The following is a 23,142-nucleotide window of genomic DNA, read 5'->3' on the forward strand; positions in this document are numbered from 1 at the left end:
TAAGCGAATTAATCTCCCGAGTCCCGCCATGGCCATCAACTTCGACCTCAACGATCTGCAAGCCTTCCGCGCGGTGGTCGAGCAGGGCAGTTTCCGCAAGGCCGCCGACAGCGTGCGTCTTTCGCAACCGGCGTTGAGCCGGCGCATCGAAAAGCTCGAAGACGCCCTCGGCGTCAAACTCTTCGAACGCACCACACGCAAGGTCAGTCTGACTCAGGCCGGACGCGGCTTCATGCCCAGTGTCGAGCGTTTGCTCGATGATCTGGATGTCGCGTTGCTGGGCATCAGCGAAGTCGCTTCGACGCGCCTGGGCCATGTCACCGTCGCCTGTGTGCCCTCGGCGGCTTACTACTTCATGCCCCGCGTGGTCGCGCGCTATCACCAGCAATTCCCACGGATCAAAGTCAAAGTGCTCGACTCCAGCGCGCACGATGTGTTGAGTGCGGTGGTCAATGGCGAGGCGGATTTCGGCTTGAGTTTTCTCGGCACGCAGGATGCCAAAGTCGAGTTCGAACCGCTTGTGCAGGAGTGCTACGTCGTCGCCTGTCGCCGCGATCATCCGTTGGCCGAACGCAGCAGTGTGAGCTGGGATGAGTTCTATCAGCAGGATTACATCTCGCTCGACAAGACCTCCGGCAACCGCTTTTTGCTCGATCAAGCGTTGAGCACGGTGGTGCCGCAGCGTTCGAGCATCTGCGAAACCCGGCATGTGACGACGATGATCGGTCTGGTGGAGGCGGGGTTGGGCGTGGCGGCGGTGCCGCTGATGGCGATGCCTGGGCCGGATCATCCGATCCTGACGCGGGTGCCGCTAACCGACCCGCAAGTGATGCGCAGTGTCGGCATCATCAAGCGCCGGGGTCGTACGCTGACCCCGGCGGCACTGGAACTGGAGCGGCTGGTGGTGGAAATGAAAGTCCAGCCGCCAACGATCAGCGCTTGACCGAATCCAGGCCGGTGGCCTGCACGTCAGCTTGCGCGGCCGGCGCGGCGAGGTAGGCGAGCAAGGCTTTCGCCTCTTCTGGATGCTGCGCGCCGACCGGAATCCCGGCGGCAAAACGCGTCACCGACTGTACCGATTCCGGAATCTTCGCGACGAAACTCACCCCTGGCACCGGCAGCAATTCGCTGACCTGCTGGAAGCCCAATTGATAGTCGCCATTGGCAACCACCGAGCCGACCGGAATTTTCGGGATCATTTTTGCCTTCGGCTTCAGCTGATCTTCGATGCCCAGTTTCTTGAACAACTGCTGCTCGATGTACACGCCGCTGGCGCTGTCGGAGTAGGCCACCGACTGTGCGTCGAGCAGGGTTTTCTTCAGGCCGTCGACGCTGCTGATGTCCGGTTTCGGCGCGCCTTCGCGCACCACCAGGCCGATCCGCGAATCGGCCAGCTCAACGCGCGAGGCCGGGTCGACTTTGCCTTGCTTGATCAGGTCATCGAGGGCATAGCCGACCATGATCACCACGTCGGCGTGTTCACCGCGCGCGAGGCGATTGGGGATCGCCTCGGGTGCTTTGCCCATCGACGGACCGAGGCTGGTGGTCAGTGTGTTGCCGGAGGCGGAGGCGAATTTCGGGCCGAGGATTTTGTAGGCGGCGGTGAAGCCGCCGGAAGTCATCACGCTCAATTCTTCGGCCTGGGCCGCGAGGTTGAACGCGAGACCGGCGAGCAGGGCGGTGACAGTAAACAGTTTTTTCATGGCGAGTTTTCCTCAGGCCGCGACAGGTTGCAGACGACCACCGGCACGGCGGTACAGATAAAGAGTGGCGCACAAAGCGCAGAGCGCGCCGATGCTCATCCAGTAACCCGGTGCGGCTTTGTCGCCGGTGTACTGAATCAGGAAGGTCGACATCGCCGGAGTGAAACCACCGAAAATGGCGGTGGCCAGGCTGTAGGCGAGGGAGAAACCGGCAACGCGAACCTCGACCGGCATGATCTCGGTGAGCGCCGGAATCATCGCGCCGTTGTACAAGCCGTAGATAAACGACAGCCACAACAGCGACAGCAACATGTGGCTGAAACTCGGCGACTGCACCAGATACGACAGCGCCGGGTAGGTGGTAGCCAGAGCCAGCAGCGACATGGCGATCAGCACCGGACGACGGCCGATACGGTCGGACAACAGGCCGCCAATCGGCAGCCAGAAGAAGTTCGACACACCGACCAGCAGCGTCACCAACAGCGCATCGGAGGTGCTCAGGTGCAGCACGGTTTTGCCGAAGGTCGGCGCGTACACGGTGATCAGGTAAAACGCGGTGGTGGTCAGCGCGACCATCAACATGCCGCCGAGTACCACGCCCCAGTTCTGGCCGAGGGTGCGGAACACTTCGCCCATGCTCGGGCGGTGTTTGCGTGCGGCGAATTCTTCGGTTTCCGCCAGGTTACGGCGCAGGAAAAAGATGAACGGCACGATCATGCAGCCGACGAAAAACGGAATCCGCCAGCCCCAATCGGCCACCACATCCGGCGCCATCCACGCGTTCAGCGCATAGCCCAAAGCAGCGGCGACAATGATCGCCACCTGCTGACTGGCCGACTGCCAAGCGGTGAAGAAACCTTTGCGACCCGGCGTGGCGATCTCAGCGAGATACACCGACACACCGCCCAATTCCGCCCCGGCCGAGAAGCCTTGCAGCAAGCGCCCGATCAACACCAACGCCGGTGCAAACAGGCCGATGCTTTCGTATCCGGGCACCAGCACAATCAGGATCGTGCCGCTGGCCATGATCGACAGCGTGACGATCAAACCTTTGCGCCGGCCGACATCATCGATGTACGCACCGAGCACGATGGCGCCCAGCGGACGCATCAAAAAGCCTGCGCCGAATACGGCAAAGGTCATCATCAGAGAAGCGAATTCACTGCTCGCCGGGAAAAACACTGCCGCGATCTGCGTGGCGTAGAAGCCGAACAGAAAGAAATCGAACTGTTCGAGGAAGTTGCCCGAGGTCACCCGGAAAATGGCACCGGCCCGCGAGCCGTTGTGAGGGATTGAGGCTGTCATAGAAAAGTACTCCACCGCTTTTATGACGTGCGCGACGGGAGGGCGGCGCACGGTTTTTATTGAGGCGGATGGTGGCGCAGGTGTAACGAGATGTTAATTGCATTATTGGCATGGATTGATGTGCAAAGTGGATCAATCCAGAGTCGCCCTGACTAAACCTGTGGGAGCGAGCCTGCTCACGAAAGCGGTGGTCCAGGCAATGAAGATGTCGAATGTGCCGGCCCCTTCGCGAGCAAGCTCGCTCCCACAGGTTCTGCGGCGTGCTCTCTGATTTTGGCAACGCCCTGAAATCTTGTGTGAGCTAGCTTGCCAGCGATGGCGGCCTTACAGACATCTACAATCCCCAACCAGTCCAAACAAAAAAACAAGGAATGATTCCCGAACCCGGCAGTCCGAGTTCAGGTAGCACACATCTCAGGAGGTTCACCGATGAACAGCAAAACCCTAATCGCCAGCCTGGCCCTCGTCGCCGGCATCGCCGGGATCAGCCCACTTGTTCAAGCGGCGCAAACCTCAAATGAACAGGCCGTGCAGTCGCCGACCAGCGACCGCGAGTTGAAGGTCAACGACCGGGCGCCTGAAATGTATCAGCGCAATGAAAAGGCCCTGCAAAACTGGAAAGCCAAAGGCCTGAAAGCACCGATCGAGCAGGCCCAGTGGGTGCAGATCAACGACAAGTACGTGATGGTGATGATTACCAACGGGACAATTGTCGAGATGCAACCGGTGGAGCGTTAAATCCGGTCTTTCCACCAGCCATGGATGGCTGGCTGTTCACCGTTCGCCTTTATAACAACTCTCCCTTGTCCCAGAGCATTACCAGATTCTCAGGTGCCTGGTCTTCGGGCACTTTGAGCAGCATTTTCTTCGAGCGATAACTCACTTCGATTTGATAAAAGCGCTCATCCCCACGGCCGGATTCGCTGCTGTCCAGGGGCAGGCAACCCTCCAACACCGAGCAGATCCTTGAGCGTTGGCTGCTGTCGCATTGCGCGAATTCGATTTCTCGCGGTCGGGTCAGGCTATGAATCGCCGCCACGCCACCCTGGCGGGATACGCGTACTACGGATTTGTCGTCCAGTTCAGGCAGCGTTTTCATACAACCTCCTCAGTTATTTCCACGCCAACCTGCGCCCATGCTTGTTGCACTGCACCGACTTCGTTGGCGCCAAAGCGCTGGCCTGCATGTTCGACCGTCAACTGGGCGAACCCGGCAAACGTTGCGTCCTGGCTCAAGCGGTTATCGCAAAGCGTGTCGTACCAGATTCGTCCGGCCTTTTCCCAAGCGAAGCCGCCAAACGCTCGGGCTGCCAGATAAAATGCGCGGTTGGGAATGCCGGAATTGATATGCACGCCGCCATTGTCTTCGCTGGTGATGACGAATTTGCGCATATGATCCGGTTGCGGATCCTTGCCCAGCAACGGGTCGTCATACGCCGTTCCGGGGTGCGACATCGAGCGCAGGCCCTTGCCCTGGATCTTCGGCATCAGCAGGTCGGCACCGATCAACCAGTCTGCCTGTTCGGCTGTCTGGCCGAGCGTGTATTGCTTGGTCAAGACGCCGAACACATCCGAGAGCGACTCGTTCAACGCGCCGGACTGGTTAGCATAAATCAGCCCGGCCTCGCTTTCGGTCACACCGTGGGCCAGTTCATGGCCGATGACGTCGAGCGAGCGCGTAAAGCGTTGGAAGATTTCGCCATCACCGTCGCCGAACACCATTTGGGCGCCATTCCAGAAAGCGTTTTCGTAACCCTGGCCGTAATGCACGCTGCCGATCAGGGCAAAGCCCTGATTGTCGATCGAGTCGCGACCGAACACTTTCCAGAAGAAATCATAGCTGGCGCCCAGCGCGTCGTAAGCCTCGTCGACCGCCGCATCGCCACTCGGCGGTTGACCCTCAAGCCGCACGATCTTGCCCGGCAGGAGCATTTTGTTCTGCGCATCATGCACGCTGCGTTCGGCCAGACCGGGCTTGCTCTTCTCGGGCAGGATCGCCCGTGCCGGCGGTTGCGCGGGAGCACCTGGATTGGGCAACAGGCTGCGTACATGGTTGAGCGTGAGCATCGCTGCCGTACGCTGCGGCGTTGAACCATGAGCGATGATGCGGTTGAGGATGTAGGGTGGAATAAAACTGCGCAGTAGTGAGTCGGTCATCAGAGCTTCCCTGGCTTAATACGATGTCGATAAACATGTGAGCGATGGCGCGTGTTTCGGTTCCATGGATTGCCATCGGCAGCGGATTCTGCGAAAAACGCCATCCGCGCCCGATCGGGCCAACCGTAAAGAGTCCACGAACATGACCAATGAACTACAGGTAATCGATCTTCAGATCGGCGAAGGCAAAGCCGCCGTCAAAGGCGCGCTGATCACCACCCAATACACGGGCTGGCTGGAAGACGGCAGCGAGTTCGATTCTTCCTACAGCCGTGGCAAACCTTTTCAGTGCGTGATTGGCACCGGACGGGTGATCAAGGGTTGGGATCAGGGCTTGATGGGGATGCAGGTGGGGGGCAAACGTAAATTGCTGGTGCCGGCGCATCTGGGGTATGGCGAGCGGACGATGGGCAAGATCCCGCCGAATTCGAATCTGGTGTTTGAGATTGAGTTGTTGGAAGTGCTTACGCGGGAGGATTGAGTTGAGCAGGGTCTGCTTTGGCCGTGAGAGGGGCGATGCCCCCTCATCATTTTTTTGTACAAAATGTTGGCGACGAGTCAGCTTTGTATCAGGCCCATTGCAGCGGTTGACCCAAAGGGAAACAGATGTCTACCTCCAGCTTTGCTGCGGCTGACAAATTGACCAGCGCATCCAAAGAGAACTTGTCGATTTTTCCATTGAGCACATCGTTAAGCCGTGGCTGGGTAATTCCCAAGCGTTTGGCTGCTTCTTTTTGAGGAAGCTCCCAAGCTCGAATGGTCTCGCAAAGCGTGCGCATCAGTTTAGCCCGCAGACGCATATTGGCGGCATCCTGCGGCGTGTCTTCCAGTGCATCCCAGACACTTGAATAGCGCTGGGAAAGATTTTGATGATCCATCATGGTCTACCTTATTTCCTGGTATCTGGCGCGTGCCAGTTCGATATCTCGCGTTTCAGTTTTGCGCGTGGTCTTGTGCATGGCGTGCAGCACATAGATCGCTTCAGGTCGGCTGACCACGTAGAACACTCGAAACGCCCCTGAGTCCTCGGTGATTCTGATTTCGTTGACGCCCCGTCCGACCGTTTTCATTGGCCGCCAATCAAACGGTTCGTCGCCCTGCTGCAAGAGATCCAACTGAAACCCCGCTGCTCTGCGGGTATCGGGTGGGAATTCTTTCAGATCTTTAAGCGCACTCCCGACAAACCTCACATCCTTGTGTCTTGGCATCGACTTCTCCTTGTTGATAGGAAAAGCGTAATCGCCCGGTTGGAATCGTGATGCAGCGTTGTGTTGCAAGGAATGGCGGAAAGAACTTTAATAACAGGTTATATCAGAACGGATATAAATCAAGCGAGGATTGCAGTTATAGATATCCGTCGGCAGAAAGAACGCCATCGAGAGCAGGCTCGCTCCCACATTGGATCGGCGGTGTACTCAAATACCATGAGCCACCGCAGATCTAGTGTGGGAGCGAGCCTGCTCGCGAAGAACGATCACGCGGTCAATCAGGCCGCGTGCGACATCTCGGCCAGTGTGTCGGCCACGGTTCTTTGCAGTGAGGGGAACCGGCGGGTTACGCGGCGCAATGCGGGTAGCACGGCGTCGATTTCCAGTTCATCGAGTTGGGGAAGGGCGGTGACGGCGGAGGCGACGATGGATTCGCGTTCGCTTTCGAACAGCACCAGGCAGGCGTTCTGTGCCCAGCGTCCGTCCCGCTCATTGAAGCCCATGGCCACCAGTGCCGCGACGACTTGTGCATCGGTTTTGTTGGACATGTTTATTGCCTCAGGGCGGGTTCGATTTTGTCGAGGGCGCGGTTGACCGCGAGTTCGCCGAGCATGACCACTTGCTGGATGCCAAGCACGGTGTTGCGGTAGGGCGAGTCGAGCAGGGCGGCGAAGTCGCTGAGCATGATGCTGGCCGAGGCCATGGATTCGCAGGCGTGGGCCATGAGGTCTTCGGCGGGGTGTTCGGGTCGACGAGGAACATGGTGCTGGGTTTGCGCGGTGGTGAAGGCGGTGTGGGTTTCAGATAGTGGTCGAGGGCGCGTTCGGCGGCTTCGTGGAGTTTTCTTGAGCCTGGTGTGGAATAGGGGGACGTTGGATTTGGATCGATTTCCGCGTCTGTTTCGGGCGGATTCGGCGTTATTTTGAACATTTCTTAGAACCTTCTAATGAGGCCGACACGTTCATTGCGACTAAACAAATGGGTGGCAGCTATGCGCAGGTTAGTCGACCGGTGGTTCTAAGCAGTCCCGGCGCACCCGAAGGCGCCCTGCGCACAGCTACCATTAAGCTCAGGCGCGAAAATGCCTGACTGAACGGACTGTATGCTGCCAATAAACCACCGAGCGACTAAACCCGATCACTGAACATTCAGTGACGCGAACCAAGTTACCGGCAGCCCCCAAGCCGCACAAGCCGGCGGATTCTGGCGTAGTTGTAGGCAAAGGCGCAAGGCGCTGTAGCCTTGTGGCTGATGTCTAAATGATGCTGCGTTTGACTGGGCGACTTCGCGAGCAGGCTCGCTCCCACCTTTGAAATGCGTACCCCCTGTGGGAGCGAGCTTGCTCGCGAAGGCGCCTTCAAAATCACCTCAGGATTCAACCCTCACACCCCGCCCAAACCGCTCCCGATACACCGACGGCGGCACCCCCACCACCCCGCGAAACGCTACACGAAAACTCTCCACCGACCGATAACCGCAACGCTCGGCAATCTGCTCAGTGTTATGCGGCGTACTCTCCAGCAACTCCCGCGCCCGCGCCAACCGTTCATGTTGCAACCACGCCTTGGGCGACTGCCCGCTAGCCTCGGTAAACCGCCGCAGAAACGTACGCTCACTCATCGCCGCTTCACTGGCCAGATCGCGCACCTCCAGCGGTTCATGCAAACGCTCGCGCGCCCATTGCATCACCCGCGACAGATCATTGCGCGGGGTAGGGCTGACTGGTGTCGGAATGAACTGCGCCTGACCGCCAGTACGTTGCGGCGACATCACCAGACGCCGCGCCACCGAGTTGGCGACTTGCGTGCCGAAGTCCCGTGCCACCAGATGCAGGCAGGCATCGATCCCGGCCGCGCTGCCGGCCGAAGTGATCAACTGACCGGAATCGACGTAAAGCACATCGGCATCGACAGCAATCGCCGGGAAGCGCTGCGCCAGTTCCGCCGTGTACCGCCAATGGGTGGTGGCGCCGTGGCCGTCGAGCAGGCCGGTGGCCGCCAGCACAAATACACCGGAACAGATCGACAGTAATCGCGCACCTCGGGCATGGGCCTGGCACAGCGCGTCGATCAATGCTGGAGGCACCGGCGCACTGCGATCGCGCCAGCCGGGAATGATGATGGTGCGCGCTTCGGCCAACAATTCCAGACCGCCATCGGCCAGCACCTGAATCCCGCCCAAGGCGCGCATCGGGCCTTGATCGACCGCCGCAATGGCGTGGGTGTACCACGGGAAATCGAACTCCGGCCGGGTCAGGCCGAAGACCTCCACGGCGATGCCGAACTCGAATGTGCAGAGGCCGTCGTAGGCCAGAATTGCGACCAGACCTGGTGATGTCGGCATTTGGCGGAAAATTCCCGGTGAGTGTCTTGTGCGCCACTGTAGCCGCAAGCGACCGCTCGATAAAGTCTGTTCACACCCGTTCAGATAAAGGAGCAACACCCATGGTCAGTCTGGTTCGCGACATCCCTGCCGCTACGTCGGCGATTGCCCTGATGCACTTCAGCAATCGTCTGACCTTCGAGACCGATTGTTCTGACGTCTTCAGCAGCCAAGAGGCTGGCGAGATTGATTTTGTCCTGGTCGACGTCCGTGGACCACTGGCCTATGAGCGCGGGCATGTGCCGGGCGCGATCAACATCCCCAACCGTTTGCTGACGGCGGCGGAACTGGCGAGTTACCCGAAAACCACACTGTTCGTGGTCTATTGCGCTGGCCCGCACTGCAACGGCGCGAACAAGGCAGCGATGAAACTGGCGGCGCTGGGTTACCCGGTTAAGGAGATGATCGGCGGCGTTACCGGATGGCTGGATGAAGGCTTTCAACTGAGCGTTGAGCAAGTCGGCAAAACCGCCATCGGCTGCGAATGCTGACGTCCGTTTAAGAGAATTCCTGAGCAAAAAAAGCGCTTGTCCTACAGCCTTTGCACCACGACGGCGCACCCGTTGACCCCGGTCAATCGGTGCGCCGATCTTTCGTAAGTATTTGTCGCTTAAACACAATTTACCCTGTGCGCGCCGCCATAGACTGCCGGCCACTTCGGTTTTTGTAGCCAATTGGCCATGACCGAACGCTGAATCGAAAGCTGCCAATAAAAGCCTCCGCACACAGGAGTTATAAATGAAGAAGCTAGTGATGTTCGGTGCCCTGGCACTGTCGATGTTGTCCCTGACCGCTGTGGCCGAAGACGCCAAGCCGATCCGCATCGGTATCGAAGCCGGTTACCCGCCATTCTCGATGAAAACCCCTGACGGCAAACTCACCGGTTTCGACGTCGATATCGGCGATGCGCTGTGCGCGCAGATGAAAGTCAAATGCACTTGGGTCGAGCAGGAATTCGATGGCCTGATCCCGGCGCTGAAAGTGAAGAAGATCGACGCGATTCTGTCGTCGATGACCATCACCGATGACCGTAAGAAAAACGTCGATTTCACCATCAAGTACTACCACACCCCGGCGCGCTTCGTGATGAAGGAAGGCTCGGGCGTGAAAGACCCGCTGACCGAACTCAAAGGCAAGAAAGTCGGTGTGCTGCGTGCCAGTACCCACGACCGTTACGCCACTGAAGTGTTGGTGCCAGCCGGGATCGACCTGGTGCGTTACGGCTCACAGCAGGAAGCCAACCTCGACATGGTTTCCGGGCGTATCGACGCGATGCTGGCCGACTCGGTCAACCTCAGCGACGGTTTCCTGAAAACCGACGCCGGCAAAGGCTTCGAATTCGTTGGCCCGACCTACGAAGACGCCAAGTACTTCGGCGGTGGCGCCGGCATTGCGGTGCGCAAGGGCGATACCGCGCTGGCCGAGCAATTCAACAAAGCCATCACCGAAATCCGCGCCAATGGCGAGTACAAGAAAGTCCAGGACAAATACTTCGACTTTGATGTGTACGGCCATTAATACGCCGTAGAAAAAAGTGGCCCCGTTTGCGCGGTGGCCACTTTTTTTGCGCTCTAATTGTGGTGAGACCCTTGTAGGCCTTCGCCTGCTCGCGATAGCGGTGTGTCATTCAATGAATGTGTTGGCTGACCCACCGCTATCGCGAGCAGGCTCACTCCTACAGGGGATCTTTGTGATCCAGATATTGAGGAGTTACCCATGCAACGCATCGACCATGTTCTGCCCTGGAGCCACTTGGGCAGCGAGCGCTCGCTCAGCGTGTTTCGCTATGGCGCGGGCACCCGCAAGGTGTACATCCAGGCCAGCCTGCACGCCGATGAACTGCCGGGCATGCGCACCGCGTGGGAACTCAAGCAACGCCTCAATTCGCTGGAACAGCAAGGCCGTTTGCAGGGCGTGATCGAGCTGGTGCCGGTGGCCAACCCGATCGGCCTCGATCAACACGTGCAAGGCGCGCACATGGGCCGCTTCGAATTGGGCAGCGGCAAGAACTTCAACCGTGCCTTCGTCGAACTCAGCGCCCCGGTCGCGGCGTTGATCGGTGAGCGTCTGGGCGCGGATGCCCAAGCCAACGTCGCGCTGATCCGCCAAGCGATGGGCCAGGTGTTCGATGAATTGCCGGCACCGGTCTCGCAACTGCAAGCCTTGCATCGTCTGTTGCTGCGCCATGCCTGCGATGCCGACATCACCCTCGATCTGCATTGCGATTTCGACGCGGCGATTCACTTGTACGCGCTGCCGCAGCACTGGCCACAGTGGCAATCGTTGGCGGCGCGTCTGAAAGCCGGCGTGGCATTGCTGTGTGAGGATTCCGGCGGCAGTTCGTTCGATGAATCCTGCTCGACGCCGTGGCTGCGTCTGGCGCGGGCGTTCCCGAATGCCGCGATTCCAGCAGCGAACCTGGCGACCACGCTGGAACTGGGCAGCATGGGCGACACCCGGGTCGATCAGGCGCAGGCCAATTGTGAAGCGATTCTCGGTTTTCTCGCGGAGCAGGGGTTCATCAGCGGCGAGTGGCCGGCGGCGCCGAGCGAGTGCTGCGAAGGCCTGCCGTTCGAGGGCACCGAATACCTGTTCGCGCCGCACCATGGTGTGGTCAGTTTCCTGCGCAATGCCGGCGAGTGGGTGGAGAAGGGCGATGCGTTGTTTGAGGTGGTGGATCCGTTGCAGGATCGAGTGACCACCGTGCGTGCCGGCACCAGTGGCGTGTTGTTTGCGCTGGATCGCGGGCGCTATACCGAGCCGGGGATCTGGCAGGCGAAAGTGGCGGGGCGGGTGGCGTTTCGGACGGGCAAATTGACCAACGACTGACCGGATCTCCGTTGGGGCTAATGGCCTAATCGCGAGCAGGCTCACTCCTACAGGGGAACGCATTCCAAATGTAGGAGTGAGCCTGCTCGCGATGGCGGCATCAGCAACACCACCGAATTTGGATCCTCGGCCGAGGATGTTAGGCTCCCCCCGAACCCGACACTCCGTGAAGGAAGGCTCTATGTTGAAGGTCTTTGCTCTCTTGACCCTACTGGCGTCCAGCGCCGTGCAGGCGCAAACCACGCTGCAATCCGATCTGCCACTCAAGTACATCGAACAGGTGCACGCCGACGCCGAGGCGCGTCCGTTGGTGATTTTTCTTCACGGCTACGGTAGTAACGAAGCCGATCTGATCGGCATGAAATTCCAGCTCCCGGCGCAATACAACTACCTGTCGGTGCAGGCGCCGTTGTCGTTGGGCGAAGGACGTTTCCAGTGGTTTCGCAAGAAAGGCGAAGGTGCCTACAACGGCGAGACCGATGATCTGAAAGTCAGTGGCCAGAAACTGCGCGATTTTGTCGCGCAAGCGGCGCAGAAATATCACACCACCCCGAGCAAGGTGTACCTGATCGGTTTCAGCCAGGGCGCGATGATGACCTACGAAGTGGGGCTGCGGCCGCCAGTCGCTGTCGGCGGGATCGCTGCGTTGAGCGGGCGTTTATTGCCAGTGTTGAAAGCTGAACTCAAAGGCGAGCAGCAGCCGTTGCCGCTGAGTATCTTTATCGGCCACGGCACCGCCGATGATCCGGTGCCGTATAAAAACGGCACCGAGGCCAACACGCAACTACAGAAACTCGGTTACAAGCCGCAGTTCCATGCCTATCCCGGCGTCGGCCACAGTATCAGTGCGGCCGAGCTGCGCGACTTGAGTGGCTGGCTGCAGCAGCTCAATCCTTGAGGATGGTTTTCACCAAAGCATCGTGACCTTTCTTGTCGCTGGCGCGGGAGATCACCTGCACCAACGCCATCTTCGTGCCGGAGCCGGCCATCAGCGTGGTGTTGAGGGTCTGGCCACCGCCCTGGGTCGCGGTGCTGTCGACCTGACGCAGGCCAAGGCCGGTGCCTTTCTGGGTCAGGCTTTTTTCGCTGAGTTTGTTGAAGTCCGGCAGGGCCTTGCGTTGGTCGTCGATGAAGCTCGAGACGGTGCTGTCGAGGAACTGGCCGTCGTTGTCCTTGACGTGCTGGCCTTCGGGGATTTGGTTTTCAGCGGTAATGACCACGGTTTTTGTGGCCTCGTTGGTGTACATCGTGCCCTTGGTCCCGCTCGGGCTGGCCGGCAGCGGGTCGGTGATGAAACCTTTAGGCAGCACAAAAGTGAACTTGCCATCGAGCATCGAGACTTTCTCGGCGGTGGCTTTTTCCTTGGCCGCTTGCGCGTGAAGGGCGCCGAAACCGGCGAGGGCCGCCACCAGCAGGACGACGGCTTTTTTGCTCAACAATGACATGTGAATCTCCGGTGGATGGTCGCGCGAGGCGGGCGATCATCCCACGGAGGAGGGCGGGCGTTCCAGCGCGAATCGTCTGAGCGGTTACTGCGCCTGCGCTTTCGCCAACGGACGGGCCAACAGGCGTTTGGTTACGCCGAGCATGGCCACCGACACCGCGACACCGACGGCGAATCCACTCAGCCCCATGCTTGGCAAGGTCAGCGCCGAGACCAGACAAAACGCCGAAAACGAATACATGCCGGTCGCCGTCGCACGTAACAATGCGGCGGTAAATGCCGGGCCGCGCGTTTGTTGCGAGAACACCGCCATCACACTGCCGAGTACCGGGAACACCGCGAGCAAACCGCTCCAGCGCTCGCCGACGGTGCTGGCAAGCATCGTCACCACCAGCGTCAATGCGGCACCAGCGATCATCCGCCAGATCAGCTTGTCCGACTTCGGCGCCGGGCCGTTCAACACCGGTTGCACCGTGGGAAACAGGTATGGCGATGCCAGCAGCGCAATTGCCGCCGCCGCCACGGAAAACGGCAGTGACGCCGGGATCAGCGACAACACCCACGCAATGATGGCCCACACCGACAGCGATGCCGCCAACGCCAACGGCCAGTTCGCTCGCTGCGCGACCTGCGCGTAGGTGATGCAGAACGCAATCATCGCGAACATCGCCGATAACGCCGCCACCGCCGACTGCGCTGCAAACGCTGAGCCCTGTTCGATGGCGAGGAAAAACAGAATCGGCCCGACCACCACCGGCAATCCCGACAGCCACCCGGCCACGCTCGGCCCCCAGCGTTTGCCCGCCAGGGAAATCAGCAGCAGAAAACCGGGAATCAGCAGCAGTTTGAGGATCAGCACGCAGGAGTCTCCATCCGTTGAAGGTTCGCCACGTTAGCATTGTCGATCGGCGATTGCTGCCTATGTGCGCAGTTTTTGTATACAAAGTATCGAGGGCGATACCCGGCTATGCTGTGTGTATCAGGGTTTACCGGAGTCGATGCCGCGATGAGAAGAACACCGAAGCTGGTGCGAGGATGCTGCGGCATCGGCTTGTGGGCGTTGTTGCTGACGCCGACCTGGGCCAATTGGCAGGACGCCGTGCCCGGCGCGCAGATCATCGGCACCGGTGATTTCAGCGTGTTCGGGTTCGATGTCTACAACGCGCGCCTGTGGAGTGCTGCGCGGCCCTTGGTCGACGGTCAGCCGTTTGCGCTGGAGTTGATCTACCGCCGCAGCATTTCCCGCGACGACCTGGTCAAGGCCAGCGTCGACGAAATCAAACGCCTGGCCGATGGCCGCGTCAGCCCGGCGCAATTGGCCGGTTGGCAGATCCAGATGCAGCAATCGTTCGTCGATGTGCAGGCCGGCACGCGGATTACCGGCGTGTATCTGCCGGGGCAGGGCGCGCGGTTTTTTGTCGGTCAGCAGTTGCAGCATGAGATTGATGACCCGCTGTTTGCCCGCGCGTTTTTCGATATCTGGCTGGATCCGCGCACGCGCAGTCCGGAGTTGCGCGAACAGTTGTTGGGGGTGAGTCGATAGATTCTTTTGCGCTTCAAGGCTGTGGCGGAAACCTCTAAGCTGCGTCTTTCCGACTTGTTTCTGGATGTGTGCGTGAAATTCAGTTTGCCCAAAATCGCCACCGCGCCGTTTTGCCCGCCGGAAGTGGCTGGTAGTGTTGCGGTTGACCCTAATGCCGCGTTCTTCAAACGCGTGCTGCGTTTTGCCGGTCCCGGGTTGCTGGTGTCGATCGGCTACATGGATCCGGGCAACTGGGCCACCGCGATCGAGGCCGGTTCACGCTTTGGCTACAGCCTGTTGTTTGTGGTGTTGCTGGCGAGTCTGGCGGGCATGGTCGTGCAATGTCTGTGTTCGCGGCTGGGCATCGCCACCGGGCGCGATCTGGCGCAACTGTCCCGCGAGCGCTACAGCACGCCGACTGCACGGCTGCAGTGGGTGCTGGCGGAAATCTCGATCATCGCCACCGATCTGGCCGAAGTGCTCGGCTGCGCATTGGCGTTCCACTTGCTGCTTGGCTGTTCGCTGACCTTCGGCATTGCCCTGACGGCGTTCGATACCTTGCTGGTGCTGGCGCTGCAAAATCGCGGTTTCCGCAGGCTTGAGGCGATCATGCTGGTGTTGGTCGCAACCATCGGCGTGTGTTTCTTCGTTGAACTGCTGCTGATCAAACCCTACTGGCCTGACGTCGCCCAAGGTTTCAAACCGTCGCTGGCGGCAATTGGCGAGGCGGCGCCGTTGTACTTGGCCATCGGTATTCTCGGTGCGACGGTGATGCCGCATAACCTCTATCTGCACACCTCGATCGTGCAGACGCGGATGATCGGCAAGGACCTGGCGAGCAAGCAGGACGCGGTGAAACTGGCGCGTATCGACACCATCGGTTCGCTGGCCCTGGCGTTGCTGGTCAACGCGGCGATCCTGATTCTCGCCGCAGCGGCGTTTCACCAGTCCGGGCACACCGACGTGGTGGACATTCAGGACGCTTACCACTTGCTCGATCCGCTGGTCGGCGGCGCGCTGGCCAGCGTGTTGTTCGGCGTCGCGTTGCTCGCATCGGGGCAGAGTTCGACCTTCACTGGCACCATCGCCGGCCAGGTGATCATGGAGGGGTACCTGAACCTGCGGATCCCCTGCTGGCAGCGGCGCTTGATCACTCGCGGGCTGGCGTTGATTCCAGCGTTTATCGGCGTGTGGCTGATGGGCGATAACGCGATTGGCAAGTTGCTGGTGCTGAGTCAGGTGGTGTTGAGCCTGCAATTGCCGTTTGCCCTGTATCCATTGATCCGCATGACCAATGATAAAAAGTTGATGGGGCCGTTTGTGAATCGCTGGCCAACTCGGGTGCTGGCTTGGGGGTTGTTTGTGGTGATCAGTGGCGCTAACAGCTGGTTGATTTTGCAGTGGGCGGCTTGATCCAGCATTTGCAGTGACTGGGCCGGCCTCTTCGCGAGCAGGCTCGCTCCCACATTAGCTATCGGGTGACCACAATAGTGTGCACACCTGATAACCCTGTGGGAGCGAGCTTGCTCGCGAAGGCGGACTGTCAGGCGCACATATCGCTGAACACTGGAATGCGCCCATTGAGCGAGGGCCTGTAGTGCCAGTTCAGGCAATTCAGATCGATGCCCTTTGCGAGTATTTCCCGCACCGTAGCTCCGGCAATACTCATCGCCAACGCTTGCCCCGGACACTGATGCCGACCACTGCCGAAACTGAAACTGCGGCGGTCCTCGCGCTGCGGCAGAAACTCCTCCGGCCGTTCGTTGAGCGCTGGATCACGATTGGCCGAGGCCAGCAGCACCAGAATCGCGTCGCCTGCTTCGACCCGCACACCGGCGATCTCACAGGACGCGGCGACAAAGCGTCGGGTGTTCTGCACCGGCGGGTCGAAGCGCTGGACTTCGTTGAGCAGTGCTTCGATGGATTCGCCGCGTAACGCCGGCTGACGACGTAACGCCAACAGCGTGTTGCCGATCAGTCCGGCGCAGGCTTCGAACGTCTGCGAACAGAGGCCGATCAGGTTGGCGATCAGGGTTTCTTCATGCCCGGTAAAGCGCTGCTGGAACGCGCTGAACAAATCGCTGGCGGGTTCGGCGAGCAGTTCGTTGAAGTAGCCGCGCAGGTGTTCGGCCGCCGCATCTGCTGCGGCCAGTTGCAGGTCATTGCTCAACGGCGACAGGCAGGCGACGAAGTCCGCCGTCAGTTCACTGACCACCCGCGCCTGCGCCGGCGTGAATCCCAAAAGCGCCGCGACCACGCACACCGGGCCACGAAACATTGCCTTGTACACTCCGTCGGCGTCCGCTGTGATCAGCCGCGCGGCGACCAAAGCATTGATTGGTTCAAGGTCCAGCGCTGCCAGCTCAGGCTCGATGGCCGAACGCGGACAGCGCTGGCGTTCACCGTCATTCATGCGCATCAGTTGGCCAAAGACTTTGCCGGCCATGCCTTTTGCAATCGCTTTGGGTACGGGTTCTTGCGCCGGACGCACGCGGCAATCGGCGTGGGCCAACACCGCACACACCGCACGGGCGCTGCTGGCGACCCACAGTTTCAGATCCGGATAAAACGTCAGTCCACCTGCTGCGCGCAGTTCCGCGTAGTAGGGATAAGGGTCGGCATGCGTTGCGGCGCTGATCGGGTTCATGGTTTGCATCCTTGTCGGCGGGGAAAGTGTTGCTACTATCTCCACTGCGCAACGACGATGATTCGTCCGGGAGCGAACTATGCACGCAGAACATCAAGACATCGGCGTTTCCCAAGTGGCCGCCGCCATAGCCGAACCGGCGCGAACGAAAATCCTCTGTTCACTGATGGACGGCCACGCCCGCACCAGCACGGAGCTGGCGACGATCGCCGAAGTCAGCGCCTCGACCGCCAGTGTGCACCTGGCGAAACTCAAGGATCTGGCTTTGGTGCGCCTGCATGTGCAGGGCCGTCATCGTTATTACAGCCTCGCCGATCAGCGCGTGGCGCAGGCGCTGGAAGCGTTGATGGTGATTGGCCAGAACGCCGCGCCGAGGTTCAAGGCGCATACGCCGGATCGCCTGCAATTCGCCCGCACTTGCTACGACCACATGGCCGGGACCCTGGCGGTGTTGTTGCATGACCGTTTGATCGAGGGCGGTTGGTTGGTGGCGACCGACGAGCAGGCGTATCGCTTGAGTGAAAGTGGCGAGGCGTTGTTTATTGGATTGGGCATCGAAGTGCAGGATTTGACGACCCTGCGCCGCAAGTTTGCCTGCCCGTGCCTGGACTGGAGCATGCGCCGGCCGCATCTCGGTGGTTCGCTGGGGGCGGCGCTGTTGCAGACCGCGTTGAAGCGCAAGTGGGTGACACAGGATCTGGACAGTCGGGCGTTGGCGTTGACGGCGCTGGGGCGCAAGGAGATCGGTTCGCGGTTTGGCGTTGAGTGGCCGGTAGACGGGCAGATCAAAAGATCGCAGCCTGCGGCAGCTCCTACGGGAATCGTGTACACCCGATAAACCTCGACCCTACCCAATCCATGTAGGAACTGCCGAAGGCTGCGATCTTTTGATTTTCAGCTTCTGACCGACGAGGGGCGCATTTGCCACCTTGTATCACCGCAGTCGACCCTATACTGTATATGCAAACAGTATAGAGCCCGCGCCATGCAAATCATCGACAAGCTGAGCATCCTCGCCGACGCCGCCAAGTACGACGCCTCCTGCGCGAGCAGCGGCGCGCCCAAGCGCAGCTCCGAGGGCAAGAGCGGGTTGGGATCGACCGATGGCATGGGCATCTGCCACAGCTACACGCCGGACGGCCGTTGCGTGTCGTTGTTGAAGATTCTGCTGACCAACTTCTGTCTTTACGACTGCCAGTACTGCGTCAACCGCCGCTCCAGCGATGTACCCCGCGCACGCTTCACTCCTGAGGAAGTCGTCGCGCTGACCATGGATTTCTACCGGCGCAACTGCGTCAGCGGGCTGTTTCTCAGCTCTGGCATTATTCGCTCGGCGGACTACACCATGGAGCAACTGGTGCGGGTGGCGAAGCTGCTGCGCGAAGAACATGAGTTTCGCGGCTACATCCATCTCAAGACCATTCCCGAAGCCGATCCGGCATTGATCGAAGAGGCGGGGCGCTACGCTGATCGCCTGAGCGTCAACATCGAGCTGCCGACCGATGCCAGCCTGCAAGTGTTGGCGCCGGAGAAGGACATCACTTCGATCAAACAGGCGATGAACACCATCTACACCGGCGTGCAGACCGTGTTGAACGAACCGCGCTCGGCGAAGTTCGCCCCGGCCGGGCAGAGCACACAGTTGATTGTCGGCGCCGACGACACCGACGACAGCACCATCCTCCACAGCGCCCAGGCCTTGTACGGCAATTTCCGTTTGCGCCGGGTCTACTATTCGGCCTTCAGCCCGATCCCCGACAGCCCGAAAAGCGTGCCGCTGGCCGCGCCGCCGCTGATGCGTGAGCACCGTTTGTATCAGGCCGATTTTCTCTTGCGCAGTTATGGCTACAGCGCCGATGAGTTGCTCAAGGGCCCGGGCAATCTGGCGCTGGACATCGACCCGAAACTGGCCTGGGCGCTGCAGAATCGTGAAGTGTTCCCGCTGGATCTGAACCGTGCCGAAGCTTCCCTGATTGCGCGTATTCCCGGTATCGGCCTGCGCACCACCGAGCGTCTGGTCGAGCTGCGCCGCCAGCGGCGCATCCGTTACGAAGACGTTGCGCGCATGCGCTGTGTGCTGGCCAAGGCCAAGCCGTTCATCATCACCAGCGACTATCACCCGCAGCAGGCCGAGGTCACCAGCCATTTGCTCTATCAGCAACTGCGCGACCGGCCAACGCCGCAGCAGATGGGGCTGTGGGGATGATCAATCTCGATTGCGATGATCTGTTCGACACTTGGCGCCAGCAGGCGCGCTGGCTGCTGAGCCACGAAGTCGATCCGAGTCTGGTGAGTTGGGCTACGCAAGGCGTGGCTGATCTGTTTGCCAGTGATGAGCCGGTGCCTGAAGGGCAGGGGCCGTTTCAGGCACGTATTCCGCGAGCGCTGCTCGACACGCTGGAACAGGCCTCGCGCTATCGCGGCGATCAACGCTGGAGCCTGTTGTATGAAGTGTTGTGGCGCGTCAGCCATGGCGACCGCACGGCGATGATGGCCGGGGACAAACTCGGCAGCGAGTTGCAGCGACGGATCAAACAAGTCAATCGCGAAGCCCATCATCTGCATGCATTTGTGCGCTTCATCGAACGCCCGTTATCCAGCGCGGGTCCGCAATATGTGGCGTGGCATGAGCCGGCCCACGACATTCTGCACAGCGCCAGCGAGCACTTCATCGGGCGAATGGGCCTCCATCGCTGGTTGATCGCCACCCCGCGTGACGGGGTCTATTACGATGGCGAGCAACTGATCCATCAACGGCAATGCCCGGTGGAATGGCAGGAGTTGGCGCAGAATGTCGATGATCCTCATGGTGATCTGTGGCTGACTTATTACAGCCACATCTTTAATCCAGCGCGGTTGAACGAGAAGGTCATGCAGGGGCATTTGCCGGCGCGGTTCTGGAAGAATCTGCCGGAGGGGGAGTTGATTCCCGGGTTGATTACGCAGGCGCGGATGGGCAAGCAGCAGAATGGGCAGGCGAGTGGGATTGCTGATCGACTTGGTAAACGGATTGCCTTGAAGAGCGAAAAGCCTACCCTCACCCTAACCCTCCCGAAACGTCGGACCGCCCGTAGGGAGAGGGGACTGACCGAGGTGTTCTCCCGTACGACATCGACCTGAAAGTTCTCGTCGAACTTCGATTTCGAATTCCACGAAGATCGGCTCCCTTCCCCCTCGCCCCCTTGGGGGAGAGGGCTGGGGTGAGGGGGGAAAATCTCAAGCACGCCACAAATACTGCGCCAAACGCCATAAAAAAAGCCCCCCACCAATCACTCGGTGGAGGGCTTTTCTCTATCAGCAGCCGTCAGATCAAACCTTGACGATCCAGCCTGCTGGCGCTTCGATGTCGCCGGTCTGTACGCCAGTCAGCTCTTTGTAGAGCTTCTGGGTCACCGGGCCGACTTCGGTTTCACTGTGGAACACATGCAGATGGTCGTTGTAGCTGATCCCACCGATCGGGGTGATCACCGCAGCAGTACCGCAAGCGCCGGCTTCTTTGAAGTCCGACAGTTTGTCGATCAGTACGTCGCCTTCAACCACTTCCAGGCCCAGACGCGATTTCGCCAGTTCGATCAGCGACAGGCGGGTGATGCCTGGCAGAACGGACGGCGAGTTCGGGGTGATGAACTTGTTGTCGTGGGTGATCCCGAAGAAGTTGGCCGAGCCGACTTCTTCGATCTTGGTGTGGGTCATCGGGTCCAGGTAGATCGCGTCGGCAAAGTTGGCTTTCTTCGCTTTCGAGCCCGGCATCAGGCTGGCAGCGTAGTTGCCACCGACCTTGGCAGCGCCGGTCCCTTGTGGGGCGGCGCGGTCGTAGCTGGAGATCTGGAAGTTATGCGGGGTCAGGCCGCCCTTGAAGTAGGCGCCGACCGGGATGCAGAAGATCGAGAAGATGAACTCGGGTGCAGTGCGCACGCCGATGTTGTCACCGACACCGATCACGAACGGACGCAGGTACAGCGCGCCGCCAGTGCCGTATGGCGGGATGAAACGCTCGTTGGCACGAACCACTTCTTTACAGGCTTCGATGAACTGCTCGGTGTCGACCGTCGGCATCAGCAGACGCGCGCAGCTGCGCTGCATGCGCAGGGCATTCTGGTCGGGGCGGAACAGGTTGATCGATCCGTCCTTGCAACGATAGGCCTTCATTCCTTCGAAGCACTGCTGGCCATAGTGAAGGGCTGTCGAGCCTTCGCTGATGTGCAGCACGTTATCTTCGGTCAGGGTGCCTTTGTCCCACTCGCCATCGCGAAAGTACGACAGATAGCGTTTGTCGGTCTTGATGTAGTCAAAACCCAGCTTGTCCCAATTGATGCTTTCGTTACCCATGACACCCTCTATCACTGAACAACCGTCGAAACGGTTCAAGGCTTCTGACGTTTTTTGGATGGGCACAACAATACTTCATTCTTGAGCGGTTTCGCAGCCCGGACGATGGGGGGATAAGCAGATTTATTAGCCTGCTTATGAAAAATCGTCTTTCATCGCTGAAAAGATCGCAGCCTGCGGCAGCTCCTACGGAATCGGCGAACCTCTGTAGGAGCTGCCGAAGGCTGCGATCTTTTGATCTTCAAAGGTGCAACGCATGCCCCAAAGCACGCAACGCCGCTTCCTGAACCGCTTCACCCAGGGTCGGATGCGCATGAATGGTGCCGCCGATGTCTTCCAGCCGCGCGCCCATTTCCAGGCTTTGCGCAAACGCCGTCGACAACTCCGACACACCAACGCCCACCGCTTGCCAGCCGACAATCACATGGTTATCGCGACGAGCGACCACGCGCACGAAGCCGCTTTTCGATTCCAGCGTCATCGCCCGGCCATTGGCGGCGAACGGGAAGCTGGAAACAATGCAGTCCAGCCCTGCAGCCTTGGCCTCGTCCGGGGTCTTGCCGACCACCACCAGTTCCGGGTCGGTGAAGCACACAGCAGCAATCGCTGTCGGGTTGAACTCGCGGGTTTTGCCGCTGATCAACTCGGCAACCATTTCGCCCTGAGCCATGGCACGGTGAGCCAGCATCGGCTCGCCGCTCAGATCGCCGATGGCGTAGACGTTGCGCATGCTCGTCTGGCAGCGGCTGTCGATCTTGATCGCCGAACCGTTCATGTCCAGATTCAGTGCTTCGAGGTTCCAGCCCTGGGTATTCGGTTTGCGACCAACGGCTACCAGCACCTGATCGGTTTCCAGATTCAGGGTTTCGCCTTCTGGATCGCGCACCTGCAAAGTACCGTCGAATCCCAGCACGCTGTGGTTGAGGTACAGCTTCACGCCCAGTTGCTTCAGCGCGTCATGCACCGGTTGCGTCAGTTCAGCGTCGTACGCCGGCAGGATGCGATCCTGCGCCTCGACCACACTGACTTCAGCGCCAAGCTTGCGATAAGCAATGCCCAGTTCCAGACCAATGTAACCACCGCCCACCACGACCAGGCGTTTTGGCACGGATTTCGGCGCCAGTGCTTCGGTGGAAGAGATGATCGGCCCGCCAATCGGCAGGATCGGCAGATTGACGCTGGTTGAACCGGTGGCCAGCACCAGATGCTCGCACTGGATGCGCGTGTCGCCAACGTCAACGGTTTTGCCGTCGATGACTTTGGCCCAGCCATGGATGACTTGAACCTTGTTTTTCTTCAGCAGTGCAGCCACTCCGGTGGTCAGACGATCAACGATGCCGTCCTTCCACTCGACGCTTTTGCTGATGTCGAGGCTCGGCGCGGAAACGCTGATGCCCAACGCCGAATGCTGGCTGTGATGCCGGGTCTGGTGAAACTGCTCAGCCACATGGATCAGCGCTTTCGACGGGATGCAGCCGATGTTCAGGCAGGTGCCGCCCAGCGATTGGCCTTCGACCAGAATCGTCGGGATGCCCAGTTGCCCGGCGCGGATCGCCGTGACATAACCGCCGGGGCCGCCGCCGATGATCAACAGCGTAGTGTTCAGAGATTGCATG

General features: G+C 59.9%; 25 protein-coding genes and 1 pseudogene. 12 read left to right on the forward strand and 14 right to left on the reverse strand.

The features are described 5' to 3' along the window. Positions 1-28: 28 nt before the first annotated feature. Positions 29-943 (forward strand): LysR family transcriptional regulator, encoded by a 915-nt coding sequence (locus ACI514_RS07000; RefSeq protein ID WP_405123362.1) that lies wholly within the window; start codon positions 29-31, stop codon positions 941-943. On the opposite strand, the gene ACI514_RS07005 is transcribed toward ACI514_RS07000, so the two are convergent. Then, positions 933-1,703: a substrate-binding domain-containing protein gene (locus tag ACI514_RS07005; RefSeq protein ID WP_160058559.1), complete on the reverse strand. Its 771-nt coding sequence runs from the start codon at positions 1,701-1,703 to the stop codon at positions 933-935. The genes ACI514_RS07000 and ACI514_RS07005 overlap by 11 nt on opposite strands. A 12-nt stretch (positions 1,704-1,715) precedes the next feature. Then, positions 1,716-3,008, reverse strand: coding sequence for an MFS transporter (locus ACI514_RS07010; protein WP_405123363.1), 1,293 nt, complete (start codon positions 3,006-3,008; stop codon positions 1,716-1,718). Positions 3,009-3,437: 429 nt separating this feature from the next. On the opposite strand from ACI514_RS07010, the gene ACI514_RS07015 reads away from it, so the two are divergent. Then, positions 3,438-3,746 (forward strand): RcnB family protein, encoded by a 309-nt coding sequence (locus ACI514_RS07015; protein WP_160058557.1) that lies wholly within the window; start codon positions 3,438-3,440, stop codon positions 3,744-3,746. 49 nt (positions 3,747-3,795) lie between these two features. Here ACI514_RS07015 and ACI514_RS07020 read toward each other — a convergent pair whose 3' ends face one another. Then, positions 3,796-4,107 (reverse strand): protealysin inhibitor emfourin, encoded by a 312-nt coding sequence (locus ACI514_RS07020; protein WP_405123364.1) that lies wholly within the window; start codon positions 4,105-4,107, stop codon positions 3,796-3,798. Beyond that, on the reverse strand, positions 4,104-5,165 hold the full coding sequence (locus tag ACI514_RS07025) for a M4 family metallopeptidase (RefSeq protein WP_160058555.1): 1,062 nt from the start codon (positions 5,163-5,165) through the stop codon (positions 4,104-4,106). Before ACI514_RS07025 ends, ACI514_RS07020 begins: the two co-directional genes overlap by 4 nt. A gap of 142 nt (positions 5,166-5,307) precedes the next feature. Between ACI514_RS07025 and ACI514_RS07030 the strand changes: the two genes are divergently transcribed. Continuing rightward, entirely contained in the window at positions 5,308-5,646 is a 339-nt protein-coding gene (locus tag ACI514_RS07030) for an FKBP-type peptidyl-prolyl cis-trans isomerase (protein WP_160058554.1), read from the forward strand. 88 nt (positions 5,647-5,734) lie between these two features. Here ACI514_RS07030 and ACI514_RS07035 read toward each other — a convergent pair whose 3' ends face one another. From ACI514_RS07035 to ftrA, 5 genes and pseudogenes are all read right to left on the reverse strand, one after another. Then, positions 5,735-6,046 (reverse strand): helix-turn-helix domain-containing protein, encoded by a 312-nt coding sequence (locus ACI514_RS07035; protein WP_405123365.1) that lies wholly within the window; start codon positions 6,044-6,046, stop codon positions 5,735-5,737. 3 nt (positions 6,047-6,049) lie between these two features. Then, positions 6,050-6,373, reverse strand: a complete 324-nt coding sequence (locus ACI514_RS07040) for a type II toxin-antitoxin system RelE/ParE family toxin (RefSeq protein WP_405123366.1) — start codon at positions 6,371-6,373, stop codon at positions 6,050-6,052. Between the two features lie 278 nt (positions 6,374-6,651). After that, complete coding sequence (locus ACI514_RS07045) at positions 6,652-6,921, reverse strand: hypothetical protein (protein ID WP_160058551.1); 270 nt, start codon at positions 6,919-6,921, stop codon at positions 6,652-6,654. Positions 6,922-6,923: 2 nt separating this feature from the next. Beyond that, a pseudogene (locus ACI514_RS07050) lies at positions 6,924-7,303 on the reverse strand (DUF6124 family protein). 438 nt (positions 7,304-7,741) lie between these two features. Beyond that, the gene (gene ftrA, locus ACI514_RS07055) at positions 7,742-8,716 is read right to left on the reverse strand and encodes a transcriptional regulator FtrA (protein ID WP_405123367.1); all 975 of its coding nucleotides are present in this window, start codon (positions 8,714-8,716) and stop codon (positions 7,742-7,744) included. A gap of 101 nt (positions 8,717-8,817) precedes the next feature. Here ftrA and ACI514_RS07060 point away from each other — a divergent pair, with 101 nt between their 5' ends. From ACI514_RS07060 to ACI514_RS07075, 4 genes are all read left to right on the forward strand, one after another. Continuing rightward, positions 8,818-9,246: a rhodanese-like domain-containing protein gene (locus tag ACI514_RS07060; protein ID WP_405123368.1), complete on the forward strand. Its 429-nt coding sequence runs from the start codon at positions 8,818-8,820 to the stop codon at positions 9,244-9,246. Between the two features lie 247 nt (positions 9,247-9,493). After that, positions 9,494-10,273 (forward strand): ABC transporter substrate-binding protein, encoded by a 780-nt coding sequence (locus ACI514_RS07065; RefSeq protein WP_016775210.1) that lies wholly within the window; start codon positions 9,494-9,496, stop codon positions 10,271-10,273. Between the two features lie 198 nt (positions 10,274-10,471). After that, the gene (locus ACI514_RS07070; RefSeq protein WP_405123369.1) at positions 10,472-11,584 is read left to right on the forward strand and encodes a succinylglutamate desuccinylase/aspartoacylase family protein; all 1,113 of its coding nucleotides are present in this window, start codon (positions 10,472-10,474) and stop codon (positions 11,582-11,584) included. 181 nt (positions 11,585-11,765) lie between these two features. Continuing rightward, positions 11,766-12,482, forward strand: a complete 717-nt coding sequence (locus ACI514_RS07075; RefSeq protein ID WP_095048003.1) for an alpha/beta hydrolase — start codon at positions 11,766-11,768, stop codon at positions 12,480-12,482. Here the strand turns inward: ACI514_RS07075 and ACI514_RS07080 are convergent. Both ACI514_RS07080 and ACI514_RS07085 read right to left on the reverse strand, forming a co-directional pair. After that, positions 12,472-13,029 (reverse strand): hypothetical protein, encoded by a 558-nt coding sequence (locus ACI514_RS07080; protein ID WP_405123370.1) that lies wholly within the window; start codon positions 13,027-13,029, stop codon positions 12,472-12,474. The genes ACI514_RS07075 and ACI514_RS07080 overlap by 11 nt on opposite strands. An 84-nt stretch (positions 13,030-13,113) precedes the next feature. After that, a complete protein-coding gene (locus ACI514_RS07085; protein ID WP_405123371.1) occupies positions 13,114-13,887 on the reverse strand; it encodes a hypothetical protein in 774 nt (257 codons plus the stop codon). Between the two features lie 147 nt (positions 13,888-14,034). Here ACI514_RS07085 and ACI514_RS07090 point away from each other — a divergent pair, with 147 nt between their 5' ends. Both ACI514_RS07090 and ACI514_RS07095 read left to right on the forward strand, forming a co-directional pair. Next, a complete protein-coding gene (locus ACI514_RS07090) occupies positions 14,035-14,571 on the forward strand; it encodes a chalcone isomerase family protein (protein ID WP_405123372.1) in 537 nt (178 codons plus the stop codon). Between the two features lie 72 nt (positions 14,572-14,643). Beyond that, positions 14,644-15,963 (forward strand): Nramp family divalent metal transporter, encoded by a 1,320-nt coding sequence (locus ACI514_RS07095; protein ID WP_405123373.1) that lies wholly within the window; start codon positions 14,644-14,646, stop codon positions 15,961-15,963. A 130-nt stretch (positions 15,964-16,093) separates the two neighbouring features. Here ACI514_RS07095 and ACI514_RS07100 read toward each other — a convergent pair whose 3' ends face one another. Next, positions 16,094-17,197 (reverse strand): cytochrome P450, encoded by a 1,104-nt coding sequence (locus ACI514_RS07100; RefSeq protein ID WP_405123374.1) that lies wholly within the window; start codon positions 17,195-17,197, stop codon positions 16,094-16,096. A gap of 79 nt (positions 17,198-17,276) precedes the next feature. Here ACI514_RS07100 and ACI514_RS07105 point away from each other — a divergent pair, with 79 nt between their 5' ends. The 3 genes from ACI514_RS07105 to ACI514_RS07115 all read left to right on the forward strand — a co-directional run bounded on the left by ACI514_RS07105 (position 17,277) and on the right by ACI514_RS07115 (position 20,317). Further along, a complete protein-coding gene (locus ACI514_RS07105; protein ID WP_405123375.1) occupies positions 17,277-18,035 on the forward strand; it encodes an ArsR/SmtB family transcription factor in 759 nt (252 codons plus the stop codon). Positions 18,036-18,182: 147 nt separating this feature from the next. Further along, positions 18,183-19,403 (forward strand): putative DNA modification/repair radical SAM protein, encoded by a 1,221-nt coding sequence (locus tag ACI514_RS07110; protein ID WP_160058540.1) that lies wholly within the window; start codon positions 18,183-18,185, stop codon positions 19,401-19,403. Beyond that, positions 19,400-20,317 (forward strand): TIGR03915 family putative DNA repair protein, encoded by a 918-nt coding sequence (locus ACI514_RS07115; protein WP_405123376.1) that lies wholly within the window; start codon positions 19,400-19,402, stop codon positions 20,315-20,317. The genes ACI514_RS07110 and ACI514_RS07115 overlap by 4 nt, the downstream gene beginning before the upstream one ends. Positions 20,318-20,506: 189 nt before the next feature. Here the strand turns inward: ACI514_RS07115 and ACI514_RS07120 are convergent, their stop codons facing one another. Both ACI514_RS07120 and lpdA read right to left on the reverse strand, forming a co-directional pair. After that, the gene (locus tag ACI514_RS07120; RefSeq protein ID WP_053121443.1) at positions 20,507-21,526 is read right to left on the reverse strand and encodes a branched-chain amino acid aminotransferase; all 1,020 of its coding nucleotides are present in this window, start codon (positions 21,524-21,526) and stop codon (positions 20,507-20,509) included. Positions 21,527-21,767: 241 nt separating this feature from the next. Then, entirely contained in the window at positions 21,768-23,141 is a 1,374-nt protein-coding gene (lpdA, locus tag ACI514_RS07125; RefSeq protein ID WP_405123377.1) for a dihydrolipoyl dehydrogenase, read from the reverse strand. Position 23,142: the final 1 nt, after the last annotated feature.

Source organism: Pseudomonas sp. M20, from assembly GCF_045037865.1.
In the GTDB taxonomy this organism is placed as follows: Bacteria; Pseudomonadota; Gammaproteobacteria; order Pseudomonadales; family Pseudomonadaceae; genus Aquipseudomonas.

What these genes read in the sequence shown, in the direction of transcription:
- ACI514_RS07000 (WP_405123362.1), top strand. Translation starts at nt 29, where the DNA reads ATGGCCATCAACTTCGACCTCAACGATCTGCAAGCCTTCCGCGCGGTG.
- ACI514_RS07005 (WP_160058559.1), bottom strand. Translation starts at nt 1,703, where the DNA reads ATGAAAAAACTGTTTACTGTCACCGCCCTGCTCGCCGGTCTCGCGTTC.
- ACI514_RS07010 (WP_405123363.1), bottom strand. Translation starts at nt 3,008, where the DNA reads ATGACAGCCTCAATCCCTCACAACGGCTCGCGGGCCGGTGCCATTTTC.
- ACI514_RS07015 (WP_160058557.1), top strand. Translation starts at nt 3,438, where the DNA reads ATGAACAGCAAAACCCTAATCGCCAGCCTGGCCCTCGTCGCCGGCATC.
- ACI514_RS07020 (WP_405123364.1), bottom strand. Translation starts at nt 4,107, where the DNA reads ATGAAAACGCTGCCTGAACTGGACGACAAATCCGTAGTACGCGTATCC.
- ACI514_RS07025 (WP_160058555.1), bottom strand. Translation starts at nt 5,165, where the DNA reads ATGACCGACTCACTACTGCGCAGTTTTATTCCACCCTACATCCTCAAC.
- ACI514_RS07030 (WP_160058554.1), top strand. Translation starts at nt 5,308, where the DNA reads ATGACCAATGAACTACAGGTAATCGATCTTCAGATCGGCGAAGGCAAA.
- ACI514_RS07035 (WP_405123365.1), bottom strand. Translation starts at nt 6,046, where the DNA reads ATGATGGATCATCAAAATCTTTCCCAGCGCTATTCAAGTGTCTGGGAT.
- ACI514_RS07040 (WP_405123366.1), bottom strand. Translation starts at nt 6,373, where the DNA reads ATGCCAAGACACAAGGATGTGAGGTTTGTCGGGAGTGCGCTTAAAGAT.
- ACI514_RS07045 (WP_160058551.1), bottom strand. Translation starts at nt 6,921, where the DNA reads ATGTCCAACAAAACCGATGCACAAGTCGTCGCGGCACTGGTGGCCATG.
- ftrA (WP_405123367.1), bottom strand. Translation starts at nt 8,716, where the DNA reads ATGCCGACATCACCAGGTCTGGTCGCAATTCTGGCCTACGACGGCCTC.
- ACI514_RS07060 (WP_405123368.1), top strand. Translation starts at nt 8,818, where the DNA reads ATGGTCAGTCTGGTTCGCGACATCCCTGCCGCTACGTCGGCGATTGCC.
- ACI514_RS07065 (WP_016775210.1), top strand. Translation starts at nt 9,494, where the DNA reads ATGAAGAAGCTAGTGATGTTCGGTGCCCTGGCACTGTCGATGTTGTCC.
- ACI514_RS07070 (WP_405123369.1), top strand. Translation starts at nt 10,472, where the DNA reads ATGCAACGCATCGACCATGTTCTGCCCTGGAGCCACTTGGGCAGCGAG.
- ACI514_RS07075 (WP_095048003.1), top strand. Translation starts at nt 11,766, where the DNA reads ATGTTGAAGGTCTTTGCTCTCTTGACCCTACTGGCGTCCAGCGCCGTG.
- ACI514_RS07080 (WP_405123370.1), bottom strand. Translation starts at nt 13,029, where the DNA reads ATGTCATTGTTGAGCAAAAAAGCCGTCGTCCTGCTGGTGGCGGCCCTC.
- ACI514_RS07090 (WP_405123372.1), top strand. Translation starts at nt 14,035, where the DNA reads ATGAGAAGAACACCGAAGCTGGTGCGAGGATGCTGCGGCATCGGCTTG.
- ACI514_RS07100 (WP_405123374.1), bottom strand. Translation starts at nt 17,197, where the DNA reads ATGAACCCGATCAGCGCCGCAACGCATGCCGACCCTTATCCCTACTAC.
- ACI514_RS07105 (WP_405123375.1), top strand. Translation starts at nt 17,277, where the DNA reads ATGCACGCAGAACATCAAGACATCGGCGTTTCCCAAGTGGCCGCCGCC.
- ACI514_RS07110 (WP_160058540.1), top strand. Translation starts at nt 18,183, where the DNA reads ATGCAAATCATCGACAAGCTGAGCATCCTCGCCGACGCCGCCAAGTAC.
- ACI514_RS07115 (WP_405123376.1), top strand. Translation starts at nt 19,400, where the DNA reads ATGATCAATCTCGATTGCGATGATCTGTTCGACACTTGGCGCCAGCAG.
- ACI514_RS07120 (WP_053121443.1), bottom strand. Translation starts at nt 21,526, where the DNA reads ATGGGTAACGAAAGCATCAATTGGGACAAGCTGGGTTTTGACTACATC.
- lpdA (WP_405123377.1), bottom strand. Translation starts at nt 23,141, where the DNA reads ATGCAATCTCTGAACACTACGCTGTTGATCATCGGCGGCGGCCCCGGC.